Source organism: Kitasatospora cineracea (assembly GCF_003751605.1).
Taxonomy (GTDB): domain Bacteria; phylum Actinomycetota; class Actinomycetes; order Streptomycetales; family Streptomycetaceae; genus Kitasatospora; species Kitasatospora cineracea.
On the sequence record NZ_RJVJ01000003.1, the window covers coordinates 354,494 to 381,358 of the forward strand.

Consider the following 26,865-nt stretch of genomic DNA (forward strand, 5'->3'; position numbering starts at 1 on the left):
TCCACCGAGGACGAACCGGTGACCCGCTCCGGCGAATCCGAGGATCAGCAGGGGGATCTCCAGTACCGTGGCAGTCTGCCAGCAGCCGCGAGGTCCGTGCAGCCGGGACCGCAGCGGCACCCGGGGGCGTGGCAGCCGACGAGCCGGTGCGGAGAGAGTGGGGACGATCGGCGTGGTGGACGGCGAGGGCATCTCGACGGCGCGGGTCGACAACACGATGTCGGGCACCGTGCACGGCACTTCGATGCAGGTCGGCACCGTGCACGGAGGCATCACCTTCCACTACGCGACGGCTCCGGCCCCCGGTACCAGGCCAGATCAGGTACCGAGGCCGCCCCGACGCTTCGTCAACCGTCGAGCCGATCTGGCCCGGTTGGACGGGCTGCTGGCCGAGGGAGCCAGCGCCGTCCTCAACGGCATGCCTGGCATCGGCAAGACCGCCACGCTCTACCGTTGGGCGCACGACAACCAGCAGCACTTTCCGGATGGCCAACTCTTCGTCGACTTCACCAAACTGCGTTCCGCAGCCGGTGCGGACCTGTCCGAGGCGCTCACGATGTGCCTGCGCGCCCTCGGCGTGCCCGATGAACAGATCGGCAGCGGAACAGCCGAACTGGAGAACACCTTCCGCAGCGTCTCCCGCAATCGGCGGCTGCTGGTGGTGCTCGACGAAGTCACCGAACCCGGTCACGTCCGCAGCCTGATCCCCAAGGGCGAAGGCAGCATCGTCCTGGCGACCTCCAATCGACGGCTCGGCGAACTCGCCCTGCACGATGTCGAACTGGTCGAACTGGACGTCTTCGACCGGGCCGCTGCCAAGGAACTGCTCGGCGAGCTCTGCGGACGCGCAGCCGTCGAAGCGGATCCCGGCTCCGCCGACCGGCTCGCCGAACTCTGCGGCGGCCTTCCGATCGCACTGCGCATCGTTGCTGCCCGCCTGCACAGCGACCGGCTCACGCTCGCACAGTTGGCCGACCAACTCGCCGACGAACGCCAACGCCTCGGCCGGCTCACGGTCCAGGGCACCGACTCCACCGGCGTCTCTGCGACACTCAGCCTGGCTTACCGCGACCAGGCCGAACCCGCGGCACGGCTGTACCGCGTCCTGGGCGACCTGCCCGGAGTCAGCTTCGACTCCGGCGTTGTCGCGGCCGCGGCCGTCCTCGACGCAGGGGCCAGTGCCAGGCTCCTGGCAGATCTGGCAGGCGCGCACCTCGTCCACCGCACCGACGACGGACGCTACCGGTTGCACAGCCTGGTCCGACTGCACGCCCAGGAGACGGCACGGGAGGCCGATCCGCCGGAGACCGAGCGCCAGATCGTCCAACGGGTGACCGCCCACTACCTGGCACTCGTCATACTCGCCGACCTAACCGTTCGGGCCGACCGGCTGCGCATCCTCGATGTCGGCGAGGCACTGCAGCAGCCCGCCGACCGGCTCGACGCGCTCGCGGACCACTCGCCTTTCGCCGCCTCCGACACGCCGGACCGCGATGCGATCGAGTGGCTGGAGGCCGAGCGGCCGAACCTGATGGCTGTGCTGCGTGCGGCGGTTCGGTTCGGGTTCGATCGACAGGCGTGGCAACTCGCCGAAGCCCTGACCGTGTTGTTCCTCCACCACCGTCACCTCGCCGACTGGCGGGAGTCCCTGGCTCTCGGTGCGGACGCGGCCCGCCGCGACCACCAGCCTGCGGCCGAAGCCCGGTTGCGCAGCATGCTCTCCCGCCCGCTGTTGGACCTCCGCCAGGACGACCGCGCGCTCGCGGAACTGGAAACCGCGATCGACCTGGCCGACTGCTCGGGGCATCCGGTGCTGCCGGGCTCGGTCCGGGAATTCCTCGGGCGTTACTGGGACCGGCGGGATCCGGAACGGGCGGCCGCAGCCTACCGGGAGTCGCTGGAGCTCAACGAGAGGGCCGGTGAGGCGCGCGGCGCAGCCCTCGCTCGGTACTTCCTCGGACGGGCGCTGCTGGTTGCGGCCGGCGGAGCGGCCGGGGTGCCGGAGCGGGGGGTCGACGGCTCGCGGGTTGCCGAGGCGGAACGGGAACTGCGCGCCGTGCACGAGGAATTCCTCGGTCTGACCGGAGCCGACGGGAAACCGGCGCCGGATCGACGCATGGCAGCCAGGGCGCTGGCCGACCTGGGGCGCGCCCAGGCGTTGGCCGGCGCGACGGGGGAGGCCCGGACGACGCTTGGACGGGCAGTTGGTGTGCTCAGGGAGCAGCGGGCCTTCCACTACGAGGCGGAGGCGATCGAAGCCCTCGTGGAACTGGTCGAAGACAGCGGCGAACAGCAACAACTGCTCGAACGCGCCCTGACCATCTACCGGGAGAACGGGAATCCGAAGGCGGCAGAGCTACAGGCGCGAATTGCGGGGTGAAACCCGCTCTCCGTCGTTTCTCGATTCTCTCCAGGAAATCATGCTGATGATGGATGTTCGAGTCAACCGGTTGGAACTCCAGAAATATCCACTTGGTTGGTTTGACGCCTACTGCGCCCTTTCCGGGTGTGGGCTCAGTGCGGCTCGGGCACCTTTCGGATCGTCAGCTCGCGGCAGTGCGAGCCCAGATCCAGCAGGAGGCCGGAGTGATCGAGCAGTTCGGGGCGGAGCTTGACGCGCAGCATCGTGTAGAGCGCGGCGGAAGCCTGACCTGGGGCCAGCGGCGCCCCGTCGGCGGAGCGGACCGCGAACCGCGGTCCGCCCGCCAGATCGATCAGAGCGCCATCGGGCAGCGAAGCGGCGATCAGGAGAGAGGCGTAGTGGGCCCGGAGTCCGGCGATCCGGCGGTGGGCAGCGTCGAGCGAGGTGGACGGGCGCCGACAGACCAACACGGAGGCGCTGTCGGTGAGGTGCGTATCGGGTTCTTCGGTGTCACTCGCAAGATGCCAGAAGGTCTGCTCCGACTCCTCACCCGGTTCACGTACGGCTGCCGGGTAGCGGCGCACCGATACAAGGGAAGGCGATGCATCAGTACCAGTAAACGTCGTCTCGACGTAGAAGGAGGTGGATACCTCGGCATCAGGCTGCGGAATGGGCGGAAAAGCCATCGGTCGGCCACCCGCCTCTGTCGGCGGGGCCAGTTCCAGCAGTTGGTACAGCAACTGACGGAGCTTCGGAAAGGACGATCCCGGCTCCATGAACGCACACCTGGCGACAGCTGCGAGCAGATCGGGGCGGTGACTCGAGAGCGCCGCGTCGATCTGCGGTCGCAACGGAGCCGACCGGTCGAGCAGCGGCACGGAGCGGCGCAGTGCGTGTCCGGCCGTCCCGGGGACCGCCTCCTCCCCGAAAGCCGCCAAGAGGACAGGTCTGCCGAGCGCAGCTCCGTAGAGCGTCACCGAACCGTGATCGCCGACCACCACATCGGCAGCGGTCAACGCCTGCTGCCAACCCGCCGTCGGGTCGATCAACAGCGCACCGGCGGCCAGAGCCGAACGCTGTGCCACCCGGATCTGCCAGGCTCCGTGGCCGGACCAGACATTCGGATGCAGCACCAGGGCGAGCCGGTACTCGTCAGCCGGCAGCTCCGCCAGCAGCCGGGCGGGGAGATCGGGGTGACGGCCGATCAGCGAGCCAGGACCCCAGGTGGACGTCATGAAGACCAACCGTTGCCCGGGCTCGACCCCGAGCGAAGAGCGGTAGCGGTCTCGCCAGCGCAAGCCGGCGTGCAGACGGTCCAGGCACGGGTCGCCCGCCAGTACGGTCCGGCCCACGGTGGCCGGGTGAGCGGCGGCGAGTTGGCTCTCCTGATCGGGGTGCGACACGGCGAGCCAGGCCCGGCGTGCCGCCAACAACCCTTCCGAAACCAGACCGGAGAGTCGGGTGCCCGACGACGCCGAATCAGGAACGAGCTTCTGGAAGCCGACACCATGTGGGAGGACGAGTACCGGGTAGTCGCCGGGTGGAACGCCGATGTTCTCGCTCGCCGAGACCATCAGATCAGGCTTCGCCTCAGGGAGTTGGGCCCACGGCAGAGTACGGCAGCGCAAGGAGCGGAGTAGTTCCGGAACGCCTTCGCCGAAGGCGGAGGTGGGATCGTGGGCGAATACGACCGCCAACCGGGGATCATCGCCCAGCAGATCAGGCAGGACTTCCAGAACGCGAACGAGGGAGGTCACCGTTCGGGCCGCGACCGCCACGGTGCGCTCGCTGTTGAAGGTCCGCCAGCGCCAGGCATCCGGGCCTACCGGTACGAGGATGCGCCTATCGAAGTCCACCGGACACCTCCGCCCCTGCGAGCGATGGTATCGAATTGGCCAGTGTCAGACGCTCAGTGAAGCGGTTCGCGGTTCGCGGTTCGCGGTTCGCGGTTCGCGGTTCGCGGTTCGCGGTTCGCGGTTCGCGGTTCGCGGTTCGCGGTTCGCGGTTCGCGGTTCGCGGTTCGCGGCACTTTGTAGCGGATCGAAGGGGCTGAGACAAGGCACTCACCACCTGTTCCTCCGCATCTGCCGGGTTTCCTCTGAAGGCTACTGGAGTGCGGAAGGTGGTCCTGACGGAGCCGGCTGCCGACTGATGACGGTTCAGCCGGTGGGGAAGGCGATGGTCGGTGGTGGCGTGGGCCCCAGGAGAGGTTGGGAGACGGCGGAAGGATAGAAGGTGTGTGCGGCGCGTGCGGCCTCGGGGCGCGGCCGGCTTCGCGGAGCAGCTGCCACGAGCTGAGGGTCGATGGTGAGGGTGGTAACGCCCAGTGGAGCGACCAGTGTGCGCAGCGCCGGTTCGGAGAACTCGGCCCAGGACTGGGTGGGGCCGAGGACGCGGGTCAGGAGGGTTTCGGAGGTGAAAGCGACAGCGGTTCGGTCACCGAGTGCGGTGCGAAAGAGCTGAGCGGTGCAGCCCAGTGGATTGGGTCTGACCGGTACCAAGAGGAAGCCAGAAGGAACGCGTTTCGCAGGCTCCGGATCGGTGGCGTCGTGGCGCTGCTGCATGGGGTGCCTCCGTGGTGGGTGGCGGTCGCAGGAGGGTGCCGGGTGGCCGTCCAGCACCAGCACGTCATGGCATCGACGCTACGCCGGAAATCTTGGTGCGGTACCGCGTCCTGACGGCTTCTTGATCCCCGGATCATGGAGCGGTGCGGCTGCGGCACCGAGGCCGGTGGGCATGTGTGGTGAGTGCCGGAATACCGCAGTTCCGTTGGACGAGTCGGGAGGCGGGGGCCGTTGGGACCTCTGCGGAACGAGCTGCGGTGGGCGGTGGCGGTAGCGTTCGAGTGCGCGGGACGACGGAGAGGAGAGCGAGATGGCACAGGTACGAGTGGCGGCGGCTCAGTTCGAGTGCGTTGTGGGTGACGTGGTGGCCAATGTGCGGCAGATCGCGGAACTGGCGCTGGAGGCCCGGGCGGTCGGCAGCGCGGTGGTGGTCTGCCCGGAGCTTGCTCTCACCGGATACGAACCCGGGCTGATCGGTCAGGACCGGACGCTGTGGACAGAGGCGGAGGATGCCCGCCTCGACCCGCTACGTGGTGTGGGGATCACGGTGGTGGTCAACGGAGCCTCGGCAGGACCGGGAGGCCGACCGCAGATCACCAGCACCGTGTACGCCCCGGACGGCTCCGTGGCGGCGGTGTACGCGAAGGAGCACCTGTACGAGAACGAGCGCGAGGTGTTCGAGCCGGGCAGCGGTGGCGGCCGTTTCTGGGCGGACGGCGTCGGCTACTCGCTGGCGACGTGCTTCGACAACCACTTCCCCGAGGTGTCCGAGCGGAACGCGGCCCGGGGCTGCCGGGTTCACCTGGCGAGCTCGCTGTACGGGACTGGGGGCGGGCGGGAGGAGCGGCGTACGGTCCACCCGGCAATAGCGAAGGCCACCGGGATGTACGTGGTGCTCGCGAACCACGTCGGTCCCGCCGGGCCGTGGACGGGCTGCGGAGGCAGTGCCGTGTGGACGCCGGACGGGACCGTGGTGGCCGAGGCGGACGAGAGCGGGCCCCGGCTGCTGGTGGCCGACCTGGAGGTGGAGACGGGCGACTGAAGGCGGAGGGAACGGTGGGACCGGGAGAGGCGCGGCTCAGCGGTATTCGTCGTCGGGCACTCGGTCGGCCAGATCGTCGAGGACGGTGAACCGGACCGCCTCCCGCAGCGGCTCGTCCGGCTCGGCGTCGTCGAACTCGGCTTCGGTGTCCTCGTCCGGGTACACCAGGTGTACCGCGGCCTCTTCCGCGCTGGCGGCGCCGGCGTCCGGTCCGACATCGGTGCCCTCGGTGTCGATGCCGTCCTCGACCAGGCGGCCGGCTCGGGGCGAGGGGCCGTCGGCCCATCGGTCGTCGACCGCCTCGGGGCTGTCGTCGGGTTCCTCCTCAGACAGCAACTGGTCCAGGGACTCGCCGCGCTCGGCCTCCTCGGGCGTGGTGCCGTACGCGGTGGCGCCGCGGTAGCCGTCCGGCGGGATCACTCCGGTGTCGAGCGGGTCGTCGTCCAGCCGGTCCGTGAGCAGGGAGTCGGCAGGTTCGAGAACGCCGTCGTCCTCGGCGGGTTCCGGGTCCTGGGCGTCCCAGTCGGTCATGACAGCACCTGTCCTCGTCACTCGGGGTGAGGTCACACGCAGTTTCTTCATGCTCGCCAGGGAGCCACCCCGCCCGCAACACGGCGCGGCGCCGAAGGCCTCGGAACACGGGCGGGACGGGCGGCCTCCGGAGGTCCGGAGGAAGGAGGTGAAGTAGCTGTCGGTGGGCAAGACGCCTGGTCGGGGGCTTGCGCTGGGCATAGGCCGGTCGAAGAGGGGCGGACGGGTCGACGCGGTTCGTGGCGGTGTGGCGGGAATTTGTCGAGGCCATGTCGATAGGGGTGTCGCGGTGGAGGGGAGAAGCATCAGGATCGGTGGGCGGGTGGAGGCGGTGAAGGGTTTCCGAGCGGGAGAGGAGGCGGGGATGAAGGGCTCCGGTAACGCGGAAGTCAGGCGAGGGGCACAGGTAGGCGGCGGAATGACGGTCGGCGGTCGGGGCGTCGGGGCGGCGCGGCATGATGAGGCGCATGGAACGGACATGCCCTCGCCGGTCGGTGCAGTCGGGTCGGGCGTGCGGATGGGGTGCGCGGCGATGAGGCACGACGACGGAGCGCCGGGTTTCGTGGGGCGGCGGCGCGAGGTGGCGCGGCTGGTCCAGGCGCTGCGGGCCGTGCCGGCGGTGGTGCTGGTGGAGGGTGACGCCGGTGTCGGCAAGTCCGCACTGGTCGGGCGGGCGCTGGCGGAGGCCGAGGTGCCGGGCGAGCGGGTGCTGACCGGCCGGTGCCATCCGGTGGCCGAACCGTCCCCCTACGGACCGCTGCTGGACGCGCTGCGGCGGGGCCGCCCGGTGCTGGCCGGAGTCGCTGAAATGCCACCGAGTGCCGGGGCGCTCCGGACCTGGCTGCCGGACCTGGCCGACCTGCTGCCGGAGGGCACCGCAGGTGCGGCAGCCGACGAGCGGTACCGGCTGACTCAAGGCCTGCAGGCGCTGCTCGGGGCACTGGGCGAGGTGGTGCTGCTGGTCGAGGACGCGCAGTGGGCCGATCGGGCGACCAGGGAGCTGTTGCTGCTGTTGGCCAGGGACCCGCACCCCGGTCTGTCGCTGGTGGTGACCTACCGGCCGGAGGAGCTGCCGGACGGGGTGCCCGTGCTGGGAACGGCCTACCGCTGTCCGCCCGGGGTTTCCGGCGGGCTGCTCAGGATCGAGCCCCTGGACGAGGCGGAAGTACTGGAGCTGGCCCGCACCGTGCTAGGTGCCGGCACCGGTGGCGCGGCCGGGCCCGCTGCCGCTCCCGCCTCCAGCGCCGGTGTTGCTGCCGGTGCCGGCCTCGCGTCCGGCGCCGGCCCGGGCGCCGGGCCCGGCACCGTGCCTGCGGTGGCGCGTCTGCTGTACGAACGGTCCGGGGGCTTCCCGGCCGCAATCGTCGAGGACCTGGCGGCCCTGGAGGAGGACGGCCGGCAGACGGACCCCGTCGCGTTCCTGAGCGGGGCGGAGCTGGCGCGTGGCCTGCGGGACGCGGTGGCCGAGCGGCTGGCAGGTCTCGGCGCCGAGGCGCGTGCGGTGGTGGAGACGGTCGCCGTGCTGGAGGAGCCGGCCGGTGAGGGGCTGATCGCCGAGGTTTCCGCGCTGCCCGCCGAGCAGGTCTCCCCCGGGCTGGTGGAGGCCCTGCGGGCGGGCGTGCTGAGCGAGCCGGAGCCTGCCAGGTACGCGTTCCGCTGGGAGCCCGCTCGGCAGGTGGCGTACCGGCGGATACCGGGTCCGACGCGCTCCGCGCTCCATCGCCGGGCCATCGACGCGCTGCGCACCGGGCGACCGCAGCCGCTCGCCCGGATCGCCGCGCACACCCGGGCCCTCGGCGACCGGGACGCTTGGCAACAGGCCGCCGAAGCGGCCGCCGATCAGGCGGTGGAACAGGGCGACACCGCGGTGGCCGGGCCGCTGCTGCGCGAACTGCTCGCCGAGACCGACCTCGCGCCCGAGCGCCGGGGACGGGCCGCCCGGGCACTGTCCGGGCTCGCCGCGAACGCCGCCTACGACGCAGCCAGCACCGAGGTGCTGGCCGACATCATCGCCGACCCCCGGCTGCCGGTCGCCGACCGGGGCGAAGTCCGGCTGACCCTGGGCCTGCGGGTGGCCGTCCAGGGCGGTGACCGGGCCGGCTTCGCACTGATCGAACAGGCCGCCGACGAGCTCATCGCCGAACGCCCGGCCCGCGCCGCTCGGGCCCTGGTCGCGCTCGCCATGAACGAACGCGACGGCGCGGGCGCGGCCGTCCGGGAGCGGATGGCCAAGGCCGCCGCCGCCCTGGAGAGCGAACCCGACGAGGAGGTCGCCGCCGCCTACCGCGCCACCGGGCTCACCTTCCAGGCCCGCGAGGGCGACCCCGAGCTGTGGCCCGAGCTCGACCGGCTGCCCCGCGACGCCTCAAGCCCCGAACTCGTCCGGCAGACCACCAGAGCCCTGTTCAACGTCGGCGACATTGCCATGGAGACCGGCCACGACCAGCGGGCCGGACGGCTGCTCGCCGAGAGCCGCGCCCTGGCCCGGCAGGCCGCGATCTCCTACCTGGAGTGCTACAGCCGGATCGCCCTGCTGCGCCTCGACGGCCTGGCCGGGCGGTGGCAGGGCCTGGAGGAGCGGTTCGAGACCATCGGCACCGAGTACCCGGACGTGGCGATGGCCCGGGTAGAACGCGCGATGCTGTTCGGTCGGATGGCCGCCTCCCGGGGGCGGTTGGTGGTCGCGCGGGCCGAGTTCGAGTCCGCCGCCAGGTACGGGGAACGGGAATCACAGGTCACCACGGCGATCAGGGCCGCCGCCGGGCTGGGGGCGGTGGAGCTGGTGGAACGCGGTGCGGAGGCGGCCGCTGCGGTGCTGGCACCGGCCGTGGCCATGCTGCGCCAGGCGGGGGCATGGGCCCGGGCCGGGGAACTGCTGCCGATCGCCGTGGAGGCCGTACGGGGTGTCGGCGACGAGGGCGCGGCCAGGCACCTCACCGAGGAGGCGGCGGAGGCGATCGACGGGGCGGACGCGCCCGCCGCGCACGCGGGGCTGGCCCTGGCCCGGGGCGTCCTGCTGGAGGGGGCGGACTCGTGCGGTGCGATCGAGTCCTACCGTGAGGCGCGGGACGCCTGGCGCGGCATCGGACGCCCCTACGAGGTCGCCAAGGCCGAAGAGCGGCTGGCCCGGGCACTCGCCGACCGCGACCCGCAGACGGCGGCCGAGCGGTTGGCCGCTGCCGAAGCCACCTACACCACTCTCGGCGCGGCCTCCGACGCGGCCCGCTGCCAGCACGTCCGACGGGACCTGGGTTTGGGGCGGATGGCCTCGCCCGGGCGGCGCGGCTACGGCGAGGCGCTCTCGCCACGTGAGCGGCAGGTTGCCGAGCTGGTCGGGCAGGGAGTCAGCAACCAGGACATCGCCCAGGCCCTGTTCCTGTCGCCGCGCACGGTCGAGCACCATGTGGCCAGCGTGCTGAGGAAGTTGGGCGTGGGGCGGAAGGACGTGGCGGAGGCATTGGCGGAGACCGAGAGCTGAGGGAGGAGAGGCGGGAACGGTGACGGGAGGTCAGTGGTGGAGGGTGGCGTGGGCGTCGGTGGTGTCGATGCGGGCGCCGCGGCGGTGACGGAGGGCCGGGCGGGTGTGGGCGGTGGTGATGGCTGCGGTGAGTGCCTCGGTGCAGGTGAGGGCGCGGACGGCGAAGGTCTGTTCGCCGCGGGCGCCGGTGGGGCTGGTAGTGGGCATGGTGACCAGCCAGAGCGGGAGGTCGGCCGCCGGGCGGAACCGCGGGGTCGGGAGGACGGGGGAGGCGGTGAGAGTCATGGTGGTGGCCGGAGTCAGGGGCGGGGGTGGTGGGGGAGGCGGGCGAGCCGGGAGAGGGCGGCGCGGCGGGTCTGGCGTTCGACGGTGCCGCGGCGCCGGGGGGACACGGGCTGGTCGGCGCGGACGGTGAAGTGCTCGCTGGCGTACAGGCGGAAGCGTTCGCGGCGGGTCATCCGGACCTCCGGGGCGAGGGTGGGAGGGAACGGCTACCAGCTAAGCGGGAGTTGAGCGCGGTGATCAATGCGTAGTGGTACCCATCGTGGTGGGTGAAGGGTGGGTAGTGGCCGGGAAGGGGCGGGGGATACCCAGGGTTCGGGCGGAGGTTGGGTAGGGGATACGCATTGTTCGGGCCGGGAGGGCGGGGTTTTGCTTGGAGTGTTCCCGATGACGGCTGCCCGCCGGCCCCCGGCCGCCCAGGAGGTTTCGATGACCCGCCGTGAACTCTTCCGACGTTACGCCGCCGAGCACTTCACCGCCTCGGACGTGCCGGCCGCCGACCGGGCCCGCTGCCGGGGGACGGTGGAGCGGCAGACCAGCCGGGCCCGGCTGGCCTCGCTGGCGCGGATCACCCCCAGGTACCCGCTGCCGGAGGCGGTCGACGGCGGGACGGCCGGAGGCGGACGGCCGAGGGGATCGGGGCCGTGCGGATTCCGGCGCAGCGGTCGTGCGGAGACCGTCCGGGCGGGGCGGACGACTGAGCGGGGAGGAGGGTGAGCGGGGGAGGCGCCGCTCCCTGACGGGAGGTCAGGGAGCGGGCGGGGTCAGCGGATGAGGTGGGGGAGGAAGCGGGCGCCCTGGTGGGTGATGGGGCTGTCGTCGGTCTCGCGGATGCCGAGGCCGGCGGATTCGCCGTCGACGACCCAGGTGCCGAGGACGGGACGGTTGCCGTCGAAGTCGGGGAGCGGGTGGTACTGCTGGTAGCAGTGGCCTTCGGCGCCGTAGCGGTCGGGGTCGCCGGCCCAGTCGGCGAGCCGGGTCTGGCTGCCGTCGGGTTCGACGATGCGGATGCCGGCGCCCTCCCGGCCGAGCAGCGGCTTGGCGGCGTAGCCGGGGCCGTCGGGGTCGGCGAGTTCGCGCGGGCCGTCGAGGTAGGCAGGCAGCAGGTTGGGGTGGCCGGGGTTGAGTTCCCACAGCACGGCCAGTAGCGCCTTGTTGGAGAGCAGCATCTTCCAGGCGGGTTCGATCCACAGGGTGGAACCGGTGCCGCCGCCGAGGTCGATGACGTTCAGCAGGTGGTCGGCGAACTCGTCGTCGACGAGCCACTCCCAGGGGTAGAGCTTGAACGCGGAGCGGATGAAGCGGTGCTCCAGGTCGACGAAGCGGCCGGACATCTCGTCCCAGCCGATGTCCTCCATGGCGATGCCGACGGTCTGCAGGCCGGCCTGTTCGGCGCATTCCTGCAGGTAGAGGGTGGTGAGCCAGTCCTCGCCCTCGGTGTCGCCGCGGGAGTGGGCGAAGTGGACGGGGCCGGGCGGCAGCAGGTGCTTCTGGTCGGACCAGGACTCGACCAGCCGCTCGTGCAGGGAGTTCCACTGGTCGGCCCCGGGGAAGCGGTCCTCCAGCCAGAACCACTGGGGTCCGGCGGCCTCGATCAGCGAGGTCGGGGTGTCGGCGTTGTACTCGAAGAGCTTGGCCGGCCCGGTGCCGTCGTAGGCGAGGTCGAAGCGGCCGTACACGCTGGGCTGTTCGGCGCGGCGGCGCCAGGACTCGGCGACCACGGCGGCCAGTCGCGGGTCGGTGATGCCGAAGTCGGCGAAGCGGTCGGTGCGCACCACGTGCTCGGCGGCGGCGAGGGAGAGTTCGTGGAGTTCCTCGACGACCTCCTCCAGTGCCTCGACCTCGGGCAGCGAGAACTCGTAGTAGGCACTCTCGTCCCAGTAGGCGTGCGGGCCGCCCTGGTTGCACGGGTCGGAGCACATCGCGTACACGAGGCCCTGGGACTCGACGGTGGCCAGCCAGTCGGGACGCGGGGCGATGGTGTGGCGGCGCAACCGGATCAGCCCCCGCCCGAGCCGCTGCTGCTGCCCTTGGGGCAGCCGAAGCCGCCGCGTTTGGCGGCCGCCTTGCTGAAGGTGCCGCCGCCGGCGGTGGTGGTGCCGGAGCCGCAGTAGTACCACTGGCCCGCGCCCGAGCCGCCCGCCGAGCAGGAGTGCGCGTCGAGGACCTTGAGGGTGCCCGGGTCGACGCAGCGGCTGGGGGTCTTGGTGGACGAGGAGCAGCCCGCCAGGGTCAGGGCCAGGGTGCCGACCATGCCCAGGGCGACGAAGCCGGAACGGCGGCGGGCACCGGGGGCCGACCGGTCGGGCCCGGTGGCGGAGGAAGGCGGCGGCGAGGTCATGGCGGATCATCGTACGCGTGCTGCCGGATGATAGGTGAGGGACCCCGGGAAACTGACGGGACACCAGAGGCGTGAGGCGTTCGTGAGATATCTTTTGCCGATCCTTGACCATGAGGCGGCCCGGGCGGCCGCCCGACCTCCGGGGAGCCCCCGCAGATGAACGACATACTCCACGGCCTCGGCGCGGCCGCCGTCTACGGCCTGGTGGGCCTGGTCCTGCTGCTGCTCGGCTACCTGCTGATCGACGTGCTCACCCCCGGCAAGCTGGGCCGGCTGATCTGGGCCGACGGCAACCGCAACGCGGCCGTGCTGCTCAGCTCCGCGCTGCTCGGCATCGGCGGCATCGTGTACACCGCGATCCGGTACACCTACGACGACTTCGGCAAGGGCCTGCTGTCCACGCTCTGCTTCGGCGTCCTGGGCCTGCTGCTGATGGCGCTCGCGTTCTGGCTGCTGGACCTGCTCACCCCCGGGCGGCTCGGCGCGATCCTGGTCTCCACCGAGCCGCACCCGGCGGTGTGGGTGTCGGCCAGCTGCAACCTGGCCGCCGCCGCGATCGTGGCCGCCTCGATCGCCTGAGCATCCGCAGGGGCCGGGTCAGCGGCGGGCGGCCGGCAGCAGTTCGGCGAACAGCGGCGCGACCTGCCCGGCCTCCAGCAGGAACCCGTCGTGGCCGTGCGGCGAGGAGAGCGTCCGCAGCGCGTCGGCGTCCGGCAGCAGCGCGGCCAGTTCGGCCTGCTGGGCGGGCGGGTACAGCCGGTCGGAGTCGACCGCGGCGACCAGCGCCGGAACGGCGGCCCGGCGCAGCGCCGCCGCCGTCCCGCCCCGGCCGCGGCCGAGGTCGTGCGCGTTCATGGCCTCGTTGAGGACCACGTAGCTGCCCGCGTCGAAGCGGTGGGCGAGCTTCTCGGCGTGGTGGTCGAGGTACGACTCGACCGCGAACCGCCCGCCCCGCCAGGGGTGTTCACCCGACTGCGCGGCCCGGCCGAAGCGGGCCGCGAACTCGGGCTCGCTGCGGTAGGTGATCTGGGCCAGGCGGCGGGCCAGGCCCAGGCCCCGGTGCGGGCCGCCGCCCGGCGGCAGGTGGTGGTAGTCGCCGCCGTGCCACCCCGGGTCCGTGCGGATCGCGTGCAACTGCGCCGAGGCGTGCGCGATCTGCTCGGCGGAGGCCGCCGCCGCGGTGGCCAGCACCAGCAGCGCCCCGACCCGCCGCGGGTGCGCCACCGCCCACTCCAGCGCGCGCATCCCGCCCATCGACCCGCCGACCACCAGCGCCCAGCGGTCGACGCCGAGCGCGTCCGCGAGCCGCACCTCGGCGGCGACCTGGTCGCGCTGGGTCAGGAACGGGAACCGGCTGCCCCAGGGCCGACCGTCCGGCGCGGTCGAGGACGGACCGGTGGAGCCCTGGCAGCCGCCGAGCACGTTCGGCGCGACCACGAACCAGCGGTCGGTGTCCAACGCTCGCCCCGGTCCGACCAGTTCCGTCCACCAGCCGGCCGTCGGGTGCCCGGGGGCGGCCGGCCCGGTGAGGTGGCTGTCCCCGGTCAGGGCGTGCAGCACCAGCACCGCGTTGGAGCCGTCGGGGCGCGGGGAGCCCCAGGTCTGGTACGCCAGCCGGGCCCCCGGCAGGGCGCCGCCCGCCTCCAGGGCGAGCGGCCCGGGCAGCGCGAACCAGCGCCGCCCCCCGGCCGGGTCGCCGTCCCGCCACGCCCCGGAGGGCGGCGGGACGGCGGGCAGCGGCGGGCCGTTCAGGACGCGCCCTTCGCCGAGCGGAAACCGGCCTCCAGGTCGGCCCGCAGGTCCGTGACGCTCTCCAGCCCGACCGACAGGCGCACCAGGCCCGGCGCCGCCCCGGTGGCCGTCAGCTGCTCGGCGTCCAACTGGCTGTGCGTGGTGGAGGCCGGGTGGATCACCAGGCTGCGCACGTCCCCGATGTTGGCGAGGTGGCTGAACAGCTCCAGCCCGTCCACGAACCGCCGCCCCGCCTCGATGCCGTCGCGCAGCTCGAAGGAGAGCACCGCGCCCGCGCCGCGCGGCAGGTAGCGCTGCGCCGCCCCGTACCAGCGGCTGGAGGGCAGCCCCGGGTAGTGGACGACCGCGACCTCGTCGCGCTGCTCCAGCCAGCGGGCCAGCTCCAGGGCGTTCGCGGTGTGCCGCTCCAGCCGCAGCGACAGCGTCTCCACGCCCTGCAGCAGCAGGAACGCCGAGTGCGGGGAGAGCGCGGGGCCGAGGTCGCGCAGCAGTTGGACCCGGAGCTTGGCGGCGAACGCGCCCGGGCCGAGGGCGTCCCAGAAGCGCAGGCCGTGGTAGCTCGGGTCGGGCTCGTTGAAGCCGGGGAAGCGCTTGGGGTCGGCGCCGAAGTCGAAGCTGCCGCCGTCCACGACCACGCCGCCAATGGTGGTGCCGTGCCCGCCGAGGAACTTGGTCGCCGAGTGCACCACGACGTCCGCGCCGTGTTCCAGCGGTCGCAGCAGGTACGGGGTCGGCACGGTGTTGTCGACGATCAGCGGCACCCCGGCGGCGTGCGCGACGTCCGCGACCCCGCGCACGTCCAGCACGTTGCCGCGCGGGTTGCCGAGGGTCTCCGCGAACAGCGCCTTGGTGTTCGGGCGGATCGCCGCCCGCCACGCCTCCGGGTCGTCCGGGTCCTCGACGAAGCTCACCTCGACGCCGAACCGGGGCAGGGTGTGCCGCAGCAGGTTGTACGTGCCGCCGTACAGCGAGGCCGAGGACACCAGGTGGTCGCCGGCCTGGGCCAGCGTCAGCAGTGCCAGCGTCTCGGCGGCCTGCCCGGAGGCCAGCGCGACCGCCGCCACGCCGCCCTCCAGCGAGGCCAGGCGCTGCTCCAGCACGTCGGTGGTCGGGTTGTGGATGCGGGTGTAGATGTTGCCCGGCTCGGCGAGCGCGAACAGGTCCGCGGCGTGCGCGGTGTCCCGGAAGGCGAACGAGGTGGTCTGGTAGATCGGCACCGCCCGCGCCCCGGTCGCCGGGTCGGGCTGCGCGCCCGCGTGGATCTGCCGGGTCTCGAACGACCAGCCGGGAACGGCCTCGGGGCTCTGCTCGGACATGCTGCTCCTGTACGGATCACGGGCGCGACGCGGGCACGGCGGAGCCGTCGCTCGGACGCGGGAGGGCGGGGAGGAGGGCACCGCCGGCGGGTCTGCGCGGCCGGGGTGCCTGCCGTACCGGCGGCGCGGCGGCGCTGCCGGACGGTCACGGCGTCAGGTAAGCACAGGCCGCGAACGCCCCGCCAGCGGATCGCGGAAGCGGAAACGGGACGACACGGGGCGCAATGTCCCGGAGACCTGACAGGACATCACCCGATCATCCGACCATGGGTTTTGAGGGGAACCGGCAGCTCGGTCGGGGGCCGGACGGGCGCCGGGGCGCTCAGGTCGGGGCGGTGTCCGGGATGCCGAGCAGGGCCAGGAACGCCGCCGTCGCCGGGGTGGGACCGGTGCGCGGCCAGACCACCGTCTCGATCCGGACCGGCGCGTCCGTGACCTCGACGACCGCGATGCCGGTCAGCCGCGGGACGTACGCGGCGGGCAGCATCGCCACCGCCAGGCCAGGCCCCACTAGGCGGGGGATGTAGGACGCCTCGTCGACCTCGAAGGCCACGTCGCGCACCAGCCCCGCGGCGGCGAACGCCAGATCGGTCTGGGCCCGTCCCGCGGTGCCCGACGGGAGGTCGACGAAGGGCTCGGCGGCCAGCTCGCGCAGCGGCACCCGCCCCCGGGAGGCCAGCGGGTGGTCCGGCGCGACGGCGGCGACCAGCCGGCCGCGGGCGAGCTCGCGGGCCGTGACCCCCTCGGGCCGGAAGGTGGTCGGCAGCCCGAGGAAGGCGACGTCCAGCTCGCCCTCGCGGACCTGCTCGACCAGGTTCTTGCTGGCGCCCACCCGCAGACTGATCCGCACCTGCGGGTGCCGGCCGCGGAAGTCGCGCAGGCCCACCGGGATGTCCACCGCGGTGACGGTCGAGATCAGGCCCACCGCCAGCCGCCCGCGCACCTCGCCGACCGCCGCCGCGACCTCGGCGGCGGCCCGCTCCGCCGCCTCCAGGCACTGCCGGGCGGCCGGCAGGAAGGCCTCCCCGGCGGCGGTCAGCCGGACCCGGCGGCTGGTGCGTTCGAACAGGCGGGCGCCCAGCTCCTGTTCGAGCCGGGCGATCTGGTGGCTGAGCGCCGACTGCACGACCAGGCAGCGCTCGGCGGCCCGGGTGAAGTTCAGCGTCTCGGCCACCGCGAGGACGTAGCGCACCTGCTGGAGTTCCATGCGATCCATCATGAATCGAGATCGATGGGCTGACAAACATGTGTTGGACTCATCGATCGGGCCGGGGCCAGACTGCTGCCCATGAGAGCGAACCCCGGCACCACCACTCCGACCACGACCTCGGCGGCCCAGCTTGGGACCTCGCCGGAGACCCCGCGCCCGGCCGCCGGGCCGTCCCGCGGCGGCCGCGCGCTCGGCTCGCTGCCCCGCACCGCGCTCACCGCGCTCGCCCCGGCGGTGTGGGGCACCACCTACGTGGTCACCACCGAACTGCTGCCCCCCGGCCACCCGATGTTCGCCGCCCTGCTGCGCGCCCTGCCCGCCGGACTGATCGCCCTGGCCGTCACCCGGGCGCTGCCGCGCGGCCGCTGGTGGGGCAGGGCCGCCGTGCTCGGGGTGCTGAACATCGGACTGTTCCTGCCGCTGCTGTTCACCACCGCCGAACGCCTCCCCGGCGGCGCCGCCGCCACCCTCGGCGCCGTCCAGCCGATGATCGTCGCCCTGCTCGCCGTCCTGATGCTGCGCCAGCGGCTCTCCGGCCGGCGACTGGGCTGGGGGCTGGTGGGCGTGGTCGGCGTCGGACTGGTGGTGATCGGCCCGAGCGCGGCGCTGGACGCCGTCGGCGTGGCCGCCGGGCTCGGCGGCGCCGCCGCCATGGCCCTCGGCGTCACGCTCACCAAGCGCTGGGGCCGGCCCGAGGGCGTCAGCCCGCTCGCACTGACCGGCTGGCAGCTTACCGCCGGCGGCCTGTTCCTGCTGCCCACCACCTTCCTGTTCGAGGGCGCGCCCCCGGCGGTCGACGGGCGGGCCGCGCTCGGCTACCTGTGGCTCGGCCTGGTCGGCGGGCTGCTCACGTACGCCCTCTGGTTCCAGGGCATCGGCAGCCTCCCGGTCACCAACGTCGCGGTGCTGGGCCTGCTGTCGCCGCTGGTCGCGGCGGTGCTCGGCGCGCTGCTGCTGGACCAGACGCTCGGGCCGGTGCAGCTGCTGGGCTTCGCGCTGGCGCTGGCGTCGATCGTGGCCGGACAGCTGCCCGAACGGCGGGCGGGCGCCCGGGGCTGACGCGGTGTGCCGTCGAGGGCCGATGTCCCGTCAGTTGCGGACGGCCGCCCCGGAACCGGGGCGGCCGTGGTGCGTCGGCGGGTGCGGCGGGGCCGTCAGACCCGGCGGATGGTGCTGATGGTCAGGGCGTCGACCGCCATGGTGCGGACCGGGGCGCCGGGCTTCGGGGCGTGCACCACCGTGCCGTTGCCGATGTACATGGCGACGTGGTCCTGGGCGCCGTGCACGTTGTAGATCACCAGGTCGCCGGGCTGGGCGTTGTGCCAGTCGCGGCCCACGCTGCTGCCCACGCCCGCCTGCTCCTGCGAGGTGCGCGGCAGCGCGATGCCGGCCTTCGCGTACGCGTACACCATGAGCCCGGAGCAGTCGAAGCTGTTCGGCCCCTCGGCGCCCCAGACGTACGGCTTGCCCCGCTGGGCGAGCGCGGTGTCCACGGCGAGCTGGGCGGCGCCGCTGGAGGCCTTCGGAAGGGAGGAGAGGTCCACCCGGTCGGAGCCGCGCGAGGCGGTGCCGCCGTTGTCGGCGAGGATCGCCTCGCGGTCGGCGGCGCTGAGCTGGTTGAGCAGCCGCCGCGACTCGGCGAGCTTGGACTGCACCTCGCTCTTGGTGTCGTTCAGCGTCTTGGTCTCGCCGTCCAGCTCGGCCAGGACCGTCGAGGTCTCCTGCTTCTGCTGGTCCAGCCGGCGCTGCTGGTCCTTGAGCGCCTTGAGGACCTCGCTCTGGGTGCTGGCGGCCTGGTTGAAGGAGGACGCCTTGGCGAGGTACTGGTCCGGGTCGGTGGAGAGCATCAGCTGCATCGACGGGTCGACGCCGCCCTGCCGGTACTCGTCGCCCGCCACCTCCGCCAGCCCCGAGGCCAGCTCGGTCAGCTGCTCCTGGCTGCGGGCCACCTGGTCCTGCAGCTGGCCCGCCTGCTGGCGCAGCTGGTCGGCCCGCTCCTTGGCCCCGTTGTACTTCTCGGTGGCCTGCTCCATCTCCTCGGAGAGCTTGTCGACCTGGGCCTTCACCTCGTCCTTGGACGGCTGCGCGGGCGCCGCGTGCGCACCGACCTGGGCCGACAGGGCGACCACGGTCGCGGCGGCACCGGTGAGCACGGTCACCCGGGCTCGGCTCGGCTGCTTGGGGCGGCGGTGGGAGGCCATCCGAGGCTCCTTCTTCCGGTTCTTCCGGTCGGACTCATTCATTCGAGTGATCGTCCGAAGATAGGTTCGACGCCAGACCGTAATCAAAAGCGGGCCCCGCGTCCACTCCCCTCCGCTCCCGAACCCGGCAGAGGAGAGGAGTGGCTGACTGTACGTCAGCCTGACAACCGGGCAGGGGAAGGGGGGTCGGTGAGGTGTCACATGTGGCGTGGCTGATGGGTTTGAGGGCTGTTGGGTGGGTTTCGGACCGGCTCGGGCGGGGCGAGCGGGACTGGTGGGTGGCGGGGCCGGGAAAGCGGCGGGGGTGTCGCGGCGCAGAATGGATCCGTGCTCGAACTGACTACGGAGGGGCAACTCCGCACCGCAACCGACGACGACAGCGTGCTGCTCTGGGCCGCCCAGGACTTCGCGGGCGGCATCCGCGCCTGGGCCTCCGGCCAGGGGCCGGGCCGGGCCGTCGCCGTCGCCTCGCCCGCGCTCTCCGGGCGCGACCGGATCGCCGTCCGCGGGCCCGTCGCGGAACTGCTGCCGCTGCTGGACGGAGTGACGGCGCTGGTCGGCCCGAGCTACCGGCCGTTCGGCGACGCCGACCTGCTCGCGGAGCTCTGCGCCCGCCACGACGGCCTGGAGTCGCGCGGGCGGTTCGGGTGGATGCAGCGCGCCGCGACCGGCCTTCCACCGCTCGGCGGCGGGACGGGCGTCGCGCACTGGCTGGCCCCCGGCGAACTGGACGAGGCCGCGGAGCTGATCGACCGTCACTTCCCGGCTTCGCACGCCCACCCGCGCCGGCCGGGCGTCCGGGCCTGGGCGGGCGTCCGTGACGCGGCGGGACGGCTCACGGCGCTCGCCGCCGACGCCTGGCCCGCCCCGGCGGTCGGCCTGCTCGCCGGGGTCGTCAGCGATCCCGTGCACGGGCGCGGACGCGGGCACGCGGCGGCCGCCTGCCGCCTGGTGCTCGGCGGGATCCTCGGGCGCTCGCCGCACGCGGCGCTGATGGTGGACGACTGGAACACGTCGGCGATCGGGCTCTACCGGCGGCTCGGCTTCGAGCACCGGTTCCTGGGCGCGGCGGCGCAGCGCGGGGCCGACGAGGCGTAGACGGGGTGCTGAGGGGCCGGGCGGTGGCGGACGGCCGAAGGGGAAGCGGCGACGGGTGGCGCTCGGCGGTGCGGGTGTGGTGGCGGAGAGTGTCGTCTCGAGTCGCTAGCGTGTTCGCATGACCGATGTCGAGCACGACCTGCGCCGTCTGCTGCCCAGCGGGGAACCGAGCGCCGTGGCCGGACTGCTGCCCGCCGGAAGGCTGGTCGGCCCCCGCCACCACGGGGAGGAGATGACCCCCGTGCTCTGGCTGAGCGACGGGCCAGCCCCGCTCGGGCTGTGGGAGGAACTGCACCGCGGGCATCCGCGCAGCGGGCTGTGGCCGCTGCTGCTCGCGCCGCTCCGGGTGGGGGACGAGGAGTTCCGGCCCTGGGCGACGGGCGAACTCGACACCGACTCGGCCAGCGAACCCGACTGGTACGACCCGGCCGCGCTGCTGCGCACCGGCTGGGAGTACTCCACGACCGTGGACTCCGAGGGCGACCCGCTCGATCCGGAGGAGGCCGCCGAACTCGGCCGGTCCGTCGCCCCGTTCCTCACCGGCTGGCCCGGCACCGCGCCCGCTGCCGGGTACGCGGGCGACCCCGACGGAGCGGCCCGGGCACTCGCCCGGGAACTGCTCGAGGGCAACCCGCAGCTGCGGATCGGCCTGGTCGCGGCGGGGGGCGGGGCCGAGGCGCTGACCGCCTGCGGCTGGTCGGGCCCGGTCAACCACGAGGGCGACATCGCCAAGGTGTCCGCCGTTCTGCTGGACTGGGAGCGCCGCTACGGCACCCGGCTGGTCCAGGTCGGCTTCGCGGAGCTGGAGTTGAGCGTGGCCGCCCCGCCCCGCGAGGAGGAGACCGCGCTCCGGGTCGCCGCCGAGCACCTCGCGTTCTGCCCCGACAACATCTTCCAGGGCGCGGGCACGCTCACCGCGTACGCGCCCGGACTGATCGGGGCCGAGCAGTGGTCCTTCTGGTGGGACTGACGGGCATCCGGTGAGGAGGTGCTCCCGCTTTCTCCTCGAACTCTCCCCGGGGAACGTCAATTCTTCTTGATCGCGCTCCACTCGCGCGAGCGAAGAATCGCACGAAGATTCGCCCCGGGGGGTGGTTTGGCTTCCGCAGTACCGAATTCCCGGCCTTGAGGCTTTTAGGGTTGCCGACGAGACGGGGACGGAGCGGTACGGACCGGGCTGAAGTACCCAGGGGGAGCAGACCATGACGAAAACGACCAGGACGAACAGCGGCGCGGCGAGCGCGGCGAGCGCGGCCACGAGGGGCACCGCGTGGCCGCCTGGGCGGCGACGCCCGGGCGCGGGACAGCGAGGAACGGGAGGACGGGGAACGGGAAGACGAGGAACGGGAGGTCGGGGAGTGGAACGGCCGGGAAGCGACTCGATGCTCCGCCGCACCCTGGGCGAGCAGCGGATCGCGCTGGTCGCCTGGCGGCTGCTGGTCCTGCAGAACGCACACCCGGCGGTCGCCGCCGGGGTCAGCCAACTGTCCACCTACCGCAGCCACCCGTGGCGGCGGATCGAACACACCATGGACAGCGGACGCCGCCTGTTCTTCTCCGACCGGGAAGCCCCGCACCGGGAGATCCAACGACTCGAACGGAGCCACCGCCGAATCGCCGGGGTCGACGGCCAGGGCCGCCCCTACACCGCGCTCGACCCCGCCGTCCGGGTCTGGGTGCTGGTGACGCTCTACGAGGCGATGACCGCACTCCAGGCACTCGCCGGACGCCCGCTGCGCCCCGCCCAACTGGACCGGCTCTACCGGGAGTTCCGCACGGTCTGCGCTGCGTTCGAACTCCCCGACGAACTGTTCCCGCCCACCGCCGCCGACGTGCCCGGGTACATCCGCACCACCATCCGGGACACCCTCGAGTTCACCGAAGCGGCCCAGGACATGCTGTACACCGTCCTGACCCGCGCACCGGCCCCGCGCCGCCTCGGCCGACTGCGCCCCGCCTGGCCGCTATTGCGCCGACTCGTCGCCCGCTTCCTGACCGCGCTCACCCTGGCGGACCTGCCAGCCGAGTTCCGCGCCAAGTTCGGCCTGCGGCGCAGTCGGGGCGCGGCCCTGCTCTCCTGGATAGTCCACCACGGCGCCCGGGCGGTGGCGGTGCAACTGCCGGACCGGCTGCGCTACCGGACCCTGCCGGACGGCAGCCGGGCCCGACCACGGCAGGCCGACGCACCGCGCCCGGTGCGGACACCGCGCCGGGACAACCGGCCGGCGCGGATGGCCGCGTTCTACCGCCAGGTGATGGACCAGACCGGGGACGGGCAGCTGACCTCGGCCGACTTCGAGGCGATGGCGCACAACATCTGCTGGCCGCTGGAACTCGACCAGGCCGGTGAGTCCGCCGTGTACGCCGCCTTCGACACCTGGTGGCACCACCTGCTGGCCACCATGGACGGTGACGGTGACGGCGAGATCTCCTGCGAGGAGTTCGTCACCACGATGCTCGCCGGCATCGAACGGGACCCGGACTACCTGGCCCGGGGCCTGCACGTCGCCGTCCGCGCCATGTTCCACGCCGCCGACCTCGACCACAGCGGCCTGCTGGACGCCGAGGAGTACCGCACCCTGTTCGGCGGCTCCCGGGTCCATCCCGCCGAACTGACCCACGGCTTCCGACAACTGGACACCGACGGGGACGGCCAGATCACCGAGGAGGAGTTCGTGAGGGGATTCACCGAGTTCTTCACCGTCCGAACGGAGAGCATCGCCGGCACTCAACTGCTGGGCCGACCATGACGGACCGGACACCTGCCTCTGCCTTGCCCCGCCTTGACGCCGGGCCTGGTGCGGATTGAAAGCGGGTCCTGAGATTGCGGGGGCGGACAGTTCCTTGACAACTGAACAGTGCACGCGGGCGGGGAAGGTGGGAGATAGGTGAGAGGTTGGCCGAACTCGTTCGGCGGGCGCTCGAGCCAGGGCCGCCCGCCCCGGGAGGGGAGGCGGCCCGTGCAAGGGTGAGGGTCAGCGGGTGGCGGTGGGGCGGGAGCGGAGCAGTGCACGGCCTGGGAGGGCGGTGGCGGCGAGGCAGAGCAGGGCTGCTCCGGCGGCGAGCGGGAGGGCCGTGCCCAGGGGGATGTGCGGAGTGGAGGAGGTGAGGGCACGGGTGATCGGGGTGAGTGTCGTCCAGGCGATGGCGGCGCCGGTGGCCAGACCGGTCACGGCGATCAGCAGGGCCTCCCAGCGGAGCATCGCGCGGACCTGGCGGCGGGTGGTGCCGGCCAGCCGCAGCAAGGCGATCTCGCGGCGACGGTCCAGCACCGTCATCACCAGGGTGTTGGCGGCGGCCAGCGCCGCGAAGCCCGCCAGCACGGCCGCCATCACGTTGTTCGCCCAGCCGCTCAGCTCGCGCTGGCGGTCGGCCTGCGCCGCGTAGCCCTGACGGTCCGTCACTGACAGCTGGCCGGGGGCGAGTTCGGAGAGGGCCCGGGCCGTGGCCGCCCGGTCCGCGCCGGGAGCCTCCGCGACCAGCAGTTGGGTGGGGTACGCGGAACTGCTGTGCGCGGCGACGGTGGCGCCCGGCAGCAGCGCCTCGCCCAGGCCCAGACCACGGCTGTAGGTGGCGACCACCGTCGGCTCGGCCTTGGTGCCGTCGCCGAGCCAGAGCGGAGCCCGCTGGCCGACCCGGACGCCGAGGCTGTCGGCGAGCGTGGCGTCCAGCGCGACCGTGTCCGGGGAACGGGACAGGTCGGCCAGCGAACCGGAGCGGACGCCCAGGTCCAGCACCGCCGGGAGGGCCGCCGGATCGCCGTCCACACCCAGCGCGGTGGCGGTGGCCAGCATGTCGGACTGCTGGTACACCAGCCCGGTCGGCCGCAGCCCGACCGCCGCCGACACACCGGGAACCTGCCTGGCCCGCTCCACCGTGCCCGCGGGCAGGCCCGGCCGTCCGGCCTGCGCCGTCACCACCTGATCAGCCGTCAGGCCCTGGCGGACGTGTTCGGCCGCAGTGTGCTGCAGACTCGACTGGAGGAACACCAGCGTCCCGCAGAACGCCGTCACCATCACGATCGGCACGGTCGCCGAGGCCAGCCGGCGGGAGGAGGCCCGGGCGTTGTCCGCCGCCAGCGAGGCCGGCGCGCCGCCCACCCGCAGCAGCACCCCGAGCAGGCCCACCGCGCCCCGCACCAGCCAGGGGCCGAGCAGCGCCACCGCGACCAGGAAGCACAGCACCACGCCCAGCGCGGTGTTCGCCGCGGTCGCCCCCGTCAGGTTGGCCGCGACGACGGCGAACGCCACCGCGCCGGCCGTGAACACCGCGCCCGTCACCGTCCGGGCCCGGCCGGGGCGGCCCGGGCCGGTGTTCGCCTCGCCGAGCGCCTGGGCGGGCCGCATCCGGGCGCTGCGCCGGGCCGCGAACCAGCCGGCCGCCAGCGCCGTCACCGTGCACGCCACGACGGCGGCCAGCACCGGCAGCGGGCCGACCCCGAGCTCCACGTCCGACGGCACCGCGCCGCGCGCCACCAGTTCGCCGAACCACCAGCGGGCCAGTGCCAGCCCGGGCAGCACTCCGATCGCGGCGGCCAACGGTGCCACCAGCACCGCCTCCGCGGCGATCGACCGGCGGATCTGCCGGGGCGTCGCCCCGATGGTGCGCAGCAGCGCGAACTCGCGGGCCCGCTGGCCGGTCGCCAGCGCGACCGTACTGACCACCACGAACACCGCCGTCATGGTGGCCATTCCGCCGAAGGACGCGCCGAGCGCCGTCAGCATCGCCTTGGCCTCGTGCAGGACCGGCTGCTCGACCGTGCCGCGCTGCTGGCCGGTCGACACCTGCGCCTGCCCGTTCAGTGCGTGGCGCAACTCGTCCGCCAGGGTCCGCGGGTCGGTACTGGCGGCCGGTCGCACCGCGACCGCGTCGATCCGGCCCGGGTGCCCGGAGATCCGGTCCGCGGTGCGGTCGGAGAACCAGGCGGTGGGCGATCCGGGCCGGGCCTCGGCCAGGCCGGAGATCCGGTAGGAGGCGCTGCCGGTGGGGGTGGTGAGCGTGAGGGTGCCGCCGGGGGAGAGGTGGGCGGCCCGGGCGCTGGCGCTGTCCAGCACCAGTTCGCCGTCGGAGGGCGCGCGGCCCTCGGTCAGCCGTTCGCCCGGGCCGATGCCCAGTGCGCTCCAGCCCCGGCCGGTGAGCCCGGGTCCGTTGATGGAAGAGGAGGAAGAGGAAGAGGAGGGAGGGGTGGCGGGGGCGGTGGTGGTCGAGAGGGGGAAGGAGGAATCCGGCAGGGCCTGGGCGACGCCCGGCAGGGCTGCCACGGTGGCGGTCAATCCCGCGTCCAGGCGGGCCCGTTCGGGCAGTGGCTGGGCGATGGTCTCGCGGTCCTCACCGCGTTTGACCGTCAGCTCCACCTGCTGGTCGGCCGCGACCACGACCGGTACGTCGGCGTACCGGGAAGGTTGCACGCTCGCGGTCAGGCCGGTCTGGAGCAGGACGCCGCAGGCCGTCACGATGGCGGACGCGAACAGGAGGGCGAGGAACGTTCCCGCGAAGGACGCGGGACGGAAGCGCACGGCGGCGCGGGCCAGTCCGTTGCTCATGCGGTCGGCTCCGTGGGAAGAGGGCGGGGAGAGAGGGTGGCGACGTCGGGGCCGGGGCCGGGGCGGGGGCCGGGGCCGGGGCGGGTCATGCGGCGGCCGCCGAGGGGGTGCCGGAGAGGGTGAGCATGCGGTCGGCGACGGTGCGCGGATCGGGGTGGTGGAGTTCACCGGAGAGGGTGCCGCCGGCCAGGAAGACCACGCGGTCGGCGAAGGAGGCGGCCACCGGGTCGTGCGTGACCATCACGACCGTCGCGCCCAGGCCGTCCACCGCGTCCCGCAGGAGGCCGAGCACCTCGTGGGCGCTGCGGGTGTCGAGCGCGCCGGTCGGCTCGTCCGCGAAGATCACGTCGGGACTGGTGACCAGCGCCCGGGCCAGCGCGACGCGCTGCTGCTGGCCGCCGGAGAGCTGTCCGGGACGGCGCGAGGCGTGCTCGCCCAGGCCGACCCGGGCCAGCAGTTCGTGGGCCCGGGCGCGGTCCTGTCGCCGACCGGCCAGGCGCTGCGGCAGCAGCACGTTCTGCAGGACCGTCAGCGACGGCAGCAGGTTGAAGGACTGGAAGACGAAGCCGATCCGGGTGCGCCGCAGCTTGGTCAGCCGGTCCTCGCCCAGCGAGCTGATCTCCTGTCCCGCGAGCAGGACCTGGCCCGCGTCCGGCCGGTCGAGGCCCGCCGCGCACTGCAGGAAGGTGCTCTTGCCGGAGCCGGACGGCCCCATCACGGCCGTGAAGGTGCCCTTCGGGAGCACCAGGTCGACGCCGCCGAGGGCGTGCACCGCGCCAGCGCCGTGCCCGTAGCTGCGGCGCACCGCGCGTAGCTCCACGGCGGGTGGAGCGGCGGCGGGCCGGGCGGACCCGGGGGCGGCGGACGGTACGGGCCGGCCGGAGGTGAAACGGCGCAGGCGGGGCGACATGGTGGAGCCTTCCTCGGAGACGGCGCCCCCGGTGTACGCGCTCCGGAGGCACTGTCAACGCTAGGAAACTCCCAGGTCACCCACCATGAAGGCGACAGGAGACTTCGGGGTGGGGCTATCCCCACCCCCACCGGGCAGCCAGCCCCCCGGAGGGGGTTTGGTTCCCGGTGGGGCAGCCGATTTCAGGTTTCAGGTAAAGCGGCCGGTCGTTGGGAGGACGGCTGAGTTCGGGTGG

The 26,865-nt window shown here is 73.3% G+C and carries 22 protein-coding genes; 9 read left to right on the top strand and 13 right to left on the bottom strand.

The genetic code is table 11. From position 1 onward, the window contains the following. Positions 1-175: 175 nt before the first annotated feature. On the top strand, positions 176-2,380 hold the full coding sequence (locus tag EDD39_RS35780) for an NB-ARC domain-containing protein (protein WP_244257480.1): 2,205 nt from the start codon (positions 176-178) through the stop codon (positions 2,378-2,380). A gap of 134 nt (positions 2,381-2,514) precedes the next feature. Here EDD39_RS35780 and EDD39_RS35785 read toward each other — a convergent pair whose 3' ends face one another. Both EDD39_RS35785 and EDD39_RS35790 read right to left on the bottom strand, forming a co-directional pair. After that, on the bottom strand, positions 2,515-4,218 hold the full coding sequence (locus EDD39_RS35785) for a hypothetical protein (RefSeq protein WP_123563748.1): 1,704 nt from the start codon (positions 4,216-4,218) through the stop codon (positions 2,515-2,517). 303 nt (positions 4,219-4,521) lie between these two features. Then, positions 4,522-4,926 (bottom strand): SAV_915 family protein, encoded by a 405-nt coding sequence (locus tag EDD39_RS35790; RefSeq protein ID WP_208765752.1) that lies wholly within the window; start codon positions 4,924-4,926, stop codon positions 4,522-4,524. A 310-nt stretch (positions 4,927-5,236) separates the two neighbouring features. Between EDD39_RS35790 and EDD39_RS35795 the strand changes: the two genes are divergently transcribed. Further along, positions 5,237-5,968, top strand: a complete 732-nt coding sequence (locus EDD39_RS35795; RefSeq protein ID WP_162870324.1) for a carbon-nitrogen hydrolase family protein — start codon at positions 5,237-5,239, stop codon at positions 5,966-5,968. Between the two features lie 36 nt (positions 5,969-6,004). Here the strand turns inward: EDD39_RS35795 and EDD39_RS35800 are convergent, their stop codons facing one another. Then, entirely contained in the window at positions 6,005-6,499 is a 495-nt protein-coding gene (locus EDD39_RS35800) for a DUF5709 domain-containing protein (RefSeq protein WP_123563749.1), read from the bottom strand. A gap of 532 nt (positions 6,500-7,031) precedes the next feature. Between EDD39_RS35800 and EDD39_RS35805 the strand changes: the two genes are divergently transcribed. Beyond that, positions 7,032-9,977 (top strand): ATP-binding protein, encoded by a 2,946-nt coding sequence (locus tag EDD39_RS35805; RefSeq protein ID WP_162870325.1) that lies wholly within the window; start codon positions 7,032-7,034, stop codon positions 9,975-9,977. A 30-nt stretch (positions 9,978-10,007) separates the two neighbouring features. Here the strand turns inward: EDD39_RS35805 and EDD39_RS40025 are convergent, their stop codons facing one another. Next, on the bottom strand, positions 10,008-10,262 hold the full coding sequence (locus tag EDD39_RS40025) for a hypothetical protein (protein ID WP_162870326.1): 255 nt from the start codon (positions 10,260-10,262) through the stop codon (positions 10,008-10,010). Between the two features lie 14 nt (positions 10,263-10,276). Further along, a complete protein-coding gene (locus tag EDD39_RS40030) occupies positions 10,277-10,435 on the bottom strand; it encodes a hypothetical protein (RefSeq protein ID WP_162870327.1) in 159 nt (52 codons plus the stop codon). A gap of 253 nt (positions 10,436-10,688) precedes the next feature. Here EDD39_RS40030 and EDD39_RS39135 point away from each other — a divergent pair, with 253 nt between their 5' ends. Further along, complete coding sequence (locus EDD39_RS39135; protein ID WP_148089590.1) at positions 10,689-10,976, top strand: hypothetical protein; 288 nt, start codon at positions 10,689-10,691, stop codon at positions 10,974-10,976. A gap of 47 nt (positions 10,977-11,023) precedes the next feature. Here the strand turns inward: EDD39_RS39135 and EDD39_RS35815 are convergent, their stop codons facing one another. Both EDD39_RS35815 and EDD39_RS35820 read right to left on the bottom strand, forming a co-directional pair. Next, positions 11,024-12,253, bottom strand: coding sequence for a glutathionylspermidine synthase family protein (locus EDD39_RS35815; RefSeq protein ID WP_123563751.1), 1,230 nt, complete (start codon positions 12,251-12,253; stop codon positions 11,024-11,026). 5 nt (positions 12,254-12,258) lie between these two features. Continuing rightward, on the bottom strand, positions 12,259-12,600 hold the full coding sequence (locus tag EDD39_RS35820) for a hypothetical protein (protein ID WP_123563752.1): 342 nt from the start codon (positions 12,598-12,600) through the stop codon (positions 12,259-12,261). Positions 12,601-12,756: 156 nt separating this feature from the next. Between EDD39_RS35820 and EDD39_RS35825 the strand changes: the two genes are divergently transcribed. Next, the gene (locus tag EDD39_RS35825) at positions 12,757-13,179 is read left to right on the top strand and encodes a DUF350 domain-containing protein (RefSeq protein WP_123563753.1); all 423 of its coding nucleotides are present in this window, start codon (positions 12,757-12,759) and stop codon (positions 13,177-13,179) included. 18 nt (positions 13,180-13,197) lie between these two features. On the opposite strand, the gene metX is transcribed toward EDD39_RS35825, so the two are convergent. The 3 genes from metX to EDD39_RS35840 form a co-directional block, all read right to left on the bottom strand. Next, positions 13,198-14,352, bottom strand: a complete 1,155-nt coding sequence (metX, locus tag EDD39_RS35830; RefSeq protein WP_425269811.1) for a homoserine O-acetyltransferase MetX — start codon at positions 14,350-14,352, stop codon at positions 13,198-13,200. Beyond that, positions 14,349-15,668, bottom strand: a complete 1,320-nt coding sequence (locus EDD39_RS35835; protein WP_123563754.1) for a bifunctional o-acetylhomoserine/o-acetylserine sulfhydrylase — start codon at positions 15,666-15,668, stop codon at positions 14,349-14,351. Before EDD39_RS35835 ends, metX begins: the two co-directional genes overlap by 4 nt. Before the next feature lie 322 nt (positions 15,669-15,990). After that, positions 15,991-16,875, bottom strand: a complete 885-nt coding sequence (locus EDD39_RS35840; protein ID WP_123563755.1) for a LysR family transcriptional regulator — start codon at positions 16,873-16,875, stop codon at positions 15,991-15,993. Between the two features lie 81 nt (positions 16,876-16,956). Here EDD39_RS35840 and EDD39_RS35845 point away from each other — a divergent pair, with 81 nt between their 5' ends. After that, positions 16,957-17,937, top strand: a complete 981-nt coding sequence (locus EDD39_RS35845) for an EamA family transporter (protein ID WP_244257481.1) — start codon at positions 16,957-16,959, stop codon at positions 17,935-17,937. A 95-nt stretch (positions 17,938-18,032) separates the two neighbouring features. Here EDD39_RS35845 and EDD39_RS35850 read toward each other — a convergent pair whose 3' ends face one another. Then, the gene (locus EDD39_RS35850) at positions 18,033-19,079 is read right to left on the bottom strand and encodes a C40 family peptidase (RefSeq protein WP_123563756.1); all 1,047 of its coding nucleotides are present in this window, start codon (positions 19,077-19,079) and stop codon (positions 18,033-18,035) included. A 327-nt stretch (positions 19,080-19,406) separates the two neighbouring features. On the opposite strand from EDD39_RS35850, the gene EDD39_RS35855 reads away from it, so the two are divergent. The 3 genes from EDD39_RS35855 to EDD39_RS35865 all read left to right on the top strand — a co-directional run bounded on the left by EDD39_RS35855 (position 19,407) and on the right by EDD39_RS35865 (position 22,927). After that, positions 19,407-20,177 carry a GNAT family N-acetyltransferase gene (locus EDD39_RS35855; protein WP_123563757.1) on the top strand — a complete coding sequence of 257 codons (771 nt, stop codon included), beginning with the start codon at positions 19,407-19,409 and terminating at the stop codon, positions 20,175-20,177. A 118-nt stretch (positions 20,178-20,295) separates the two neighbouring features. Continuing rightward, the gene (locus EDD39_RS35860) at positions 20,296-21,147 is read left to right on the top strand and encodes a DUF4253 domain-containing protein (RefSeq protein ID WP_123563758.1); all 852 of its coding nucleotides are present in this window, start codon (positions 20,296-20,298) and stop codon (positions 21,145-21,147) included. A gap of 412 nt (positions 21,148-21,559) precedes the next feature. Further along, positions 21,560-22,927 (top strand): oxygenase MpaB family protein, encoded by a 1,368-nt coding sequence (locus EDD39_RS35865; RefSeq protein ID WP_123564078.1) that lies wholly within the window; start codon positions 21,560-21,562, stop codon positions 22,925-22,927. Positions 22,928-23,152: 225 nt separating this feature from the next. Here EDD39_RS35865 and EDD39_RS35870 read toward each other — a convergent pair whose 3' ends face one another. Beyond that, complete coding sequence (locus EDD39_RS35870; protein WP_123563759.1) at positions 23,153-25,720, bottom strand: FtsX-like permease family protein; 2,568 nt, start codon at positions 25,718-25,720, stop codon at positions 23,153-23,155. Positions 25,721-25,805: 85 nt separating this feature from the next. Beyond that, positions 25,806-26,630 carry an ABC transporter ATP-binding protein gene (locus tag EDD39_RS35875; protein WP_162870328.1) on the bottom strand — a complete coding sequence of 275 codons (825 nt, stop codon included), beginning with the start codon at positions 26,628-26,630 and terminating at the stop codon, positions 25,806-25,808. Positions 26,631-26,865: the final 235 nt, after the last annotated feature.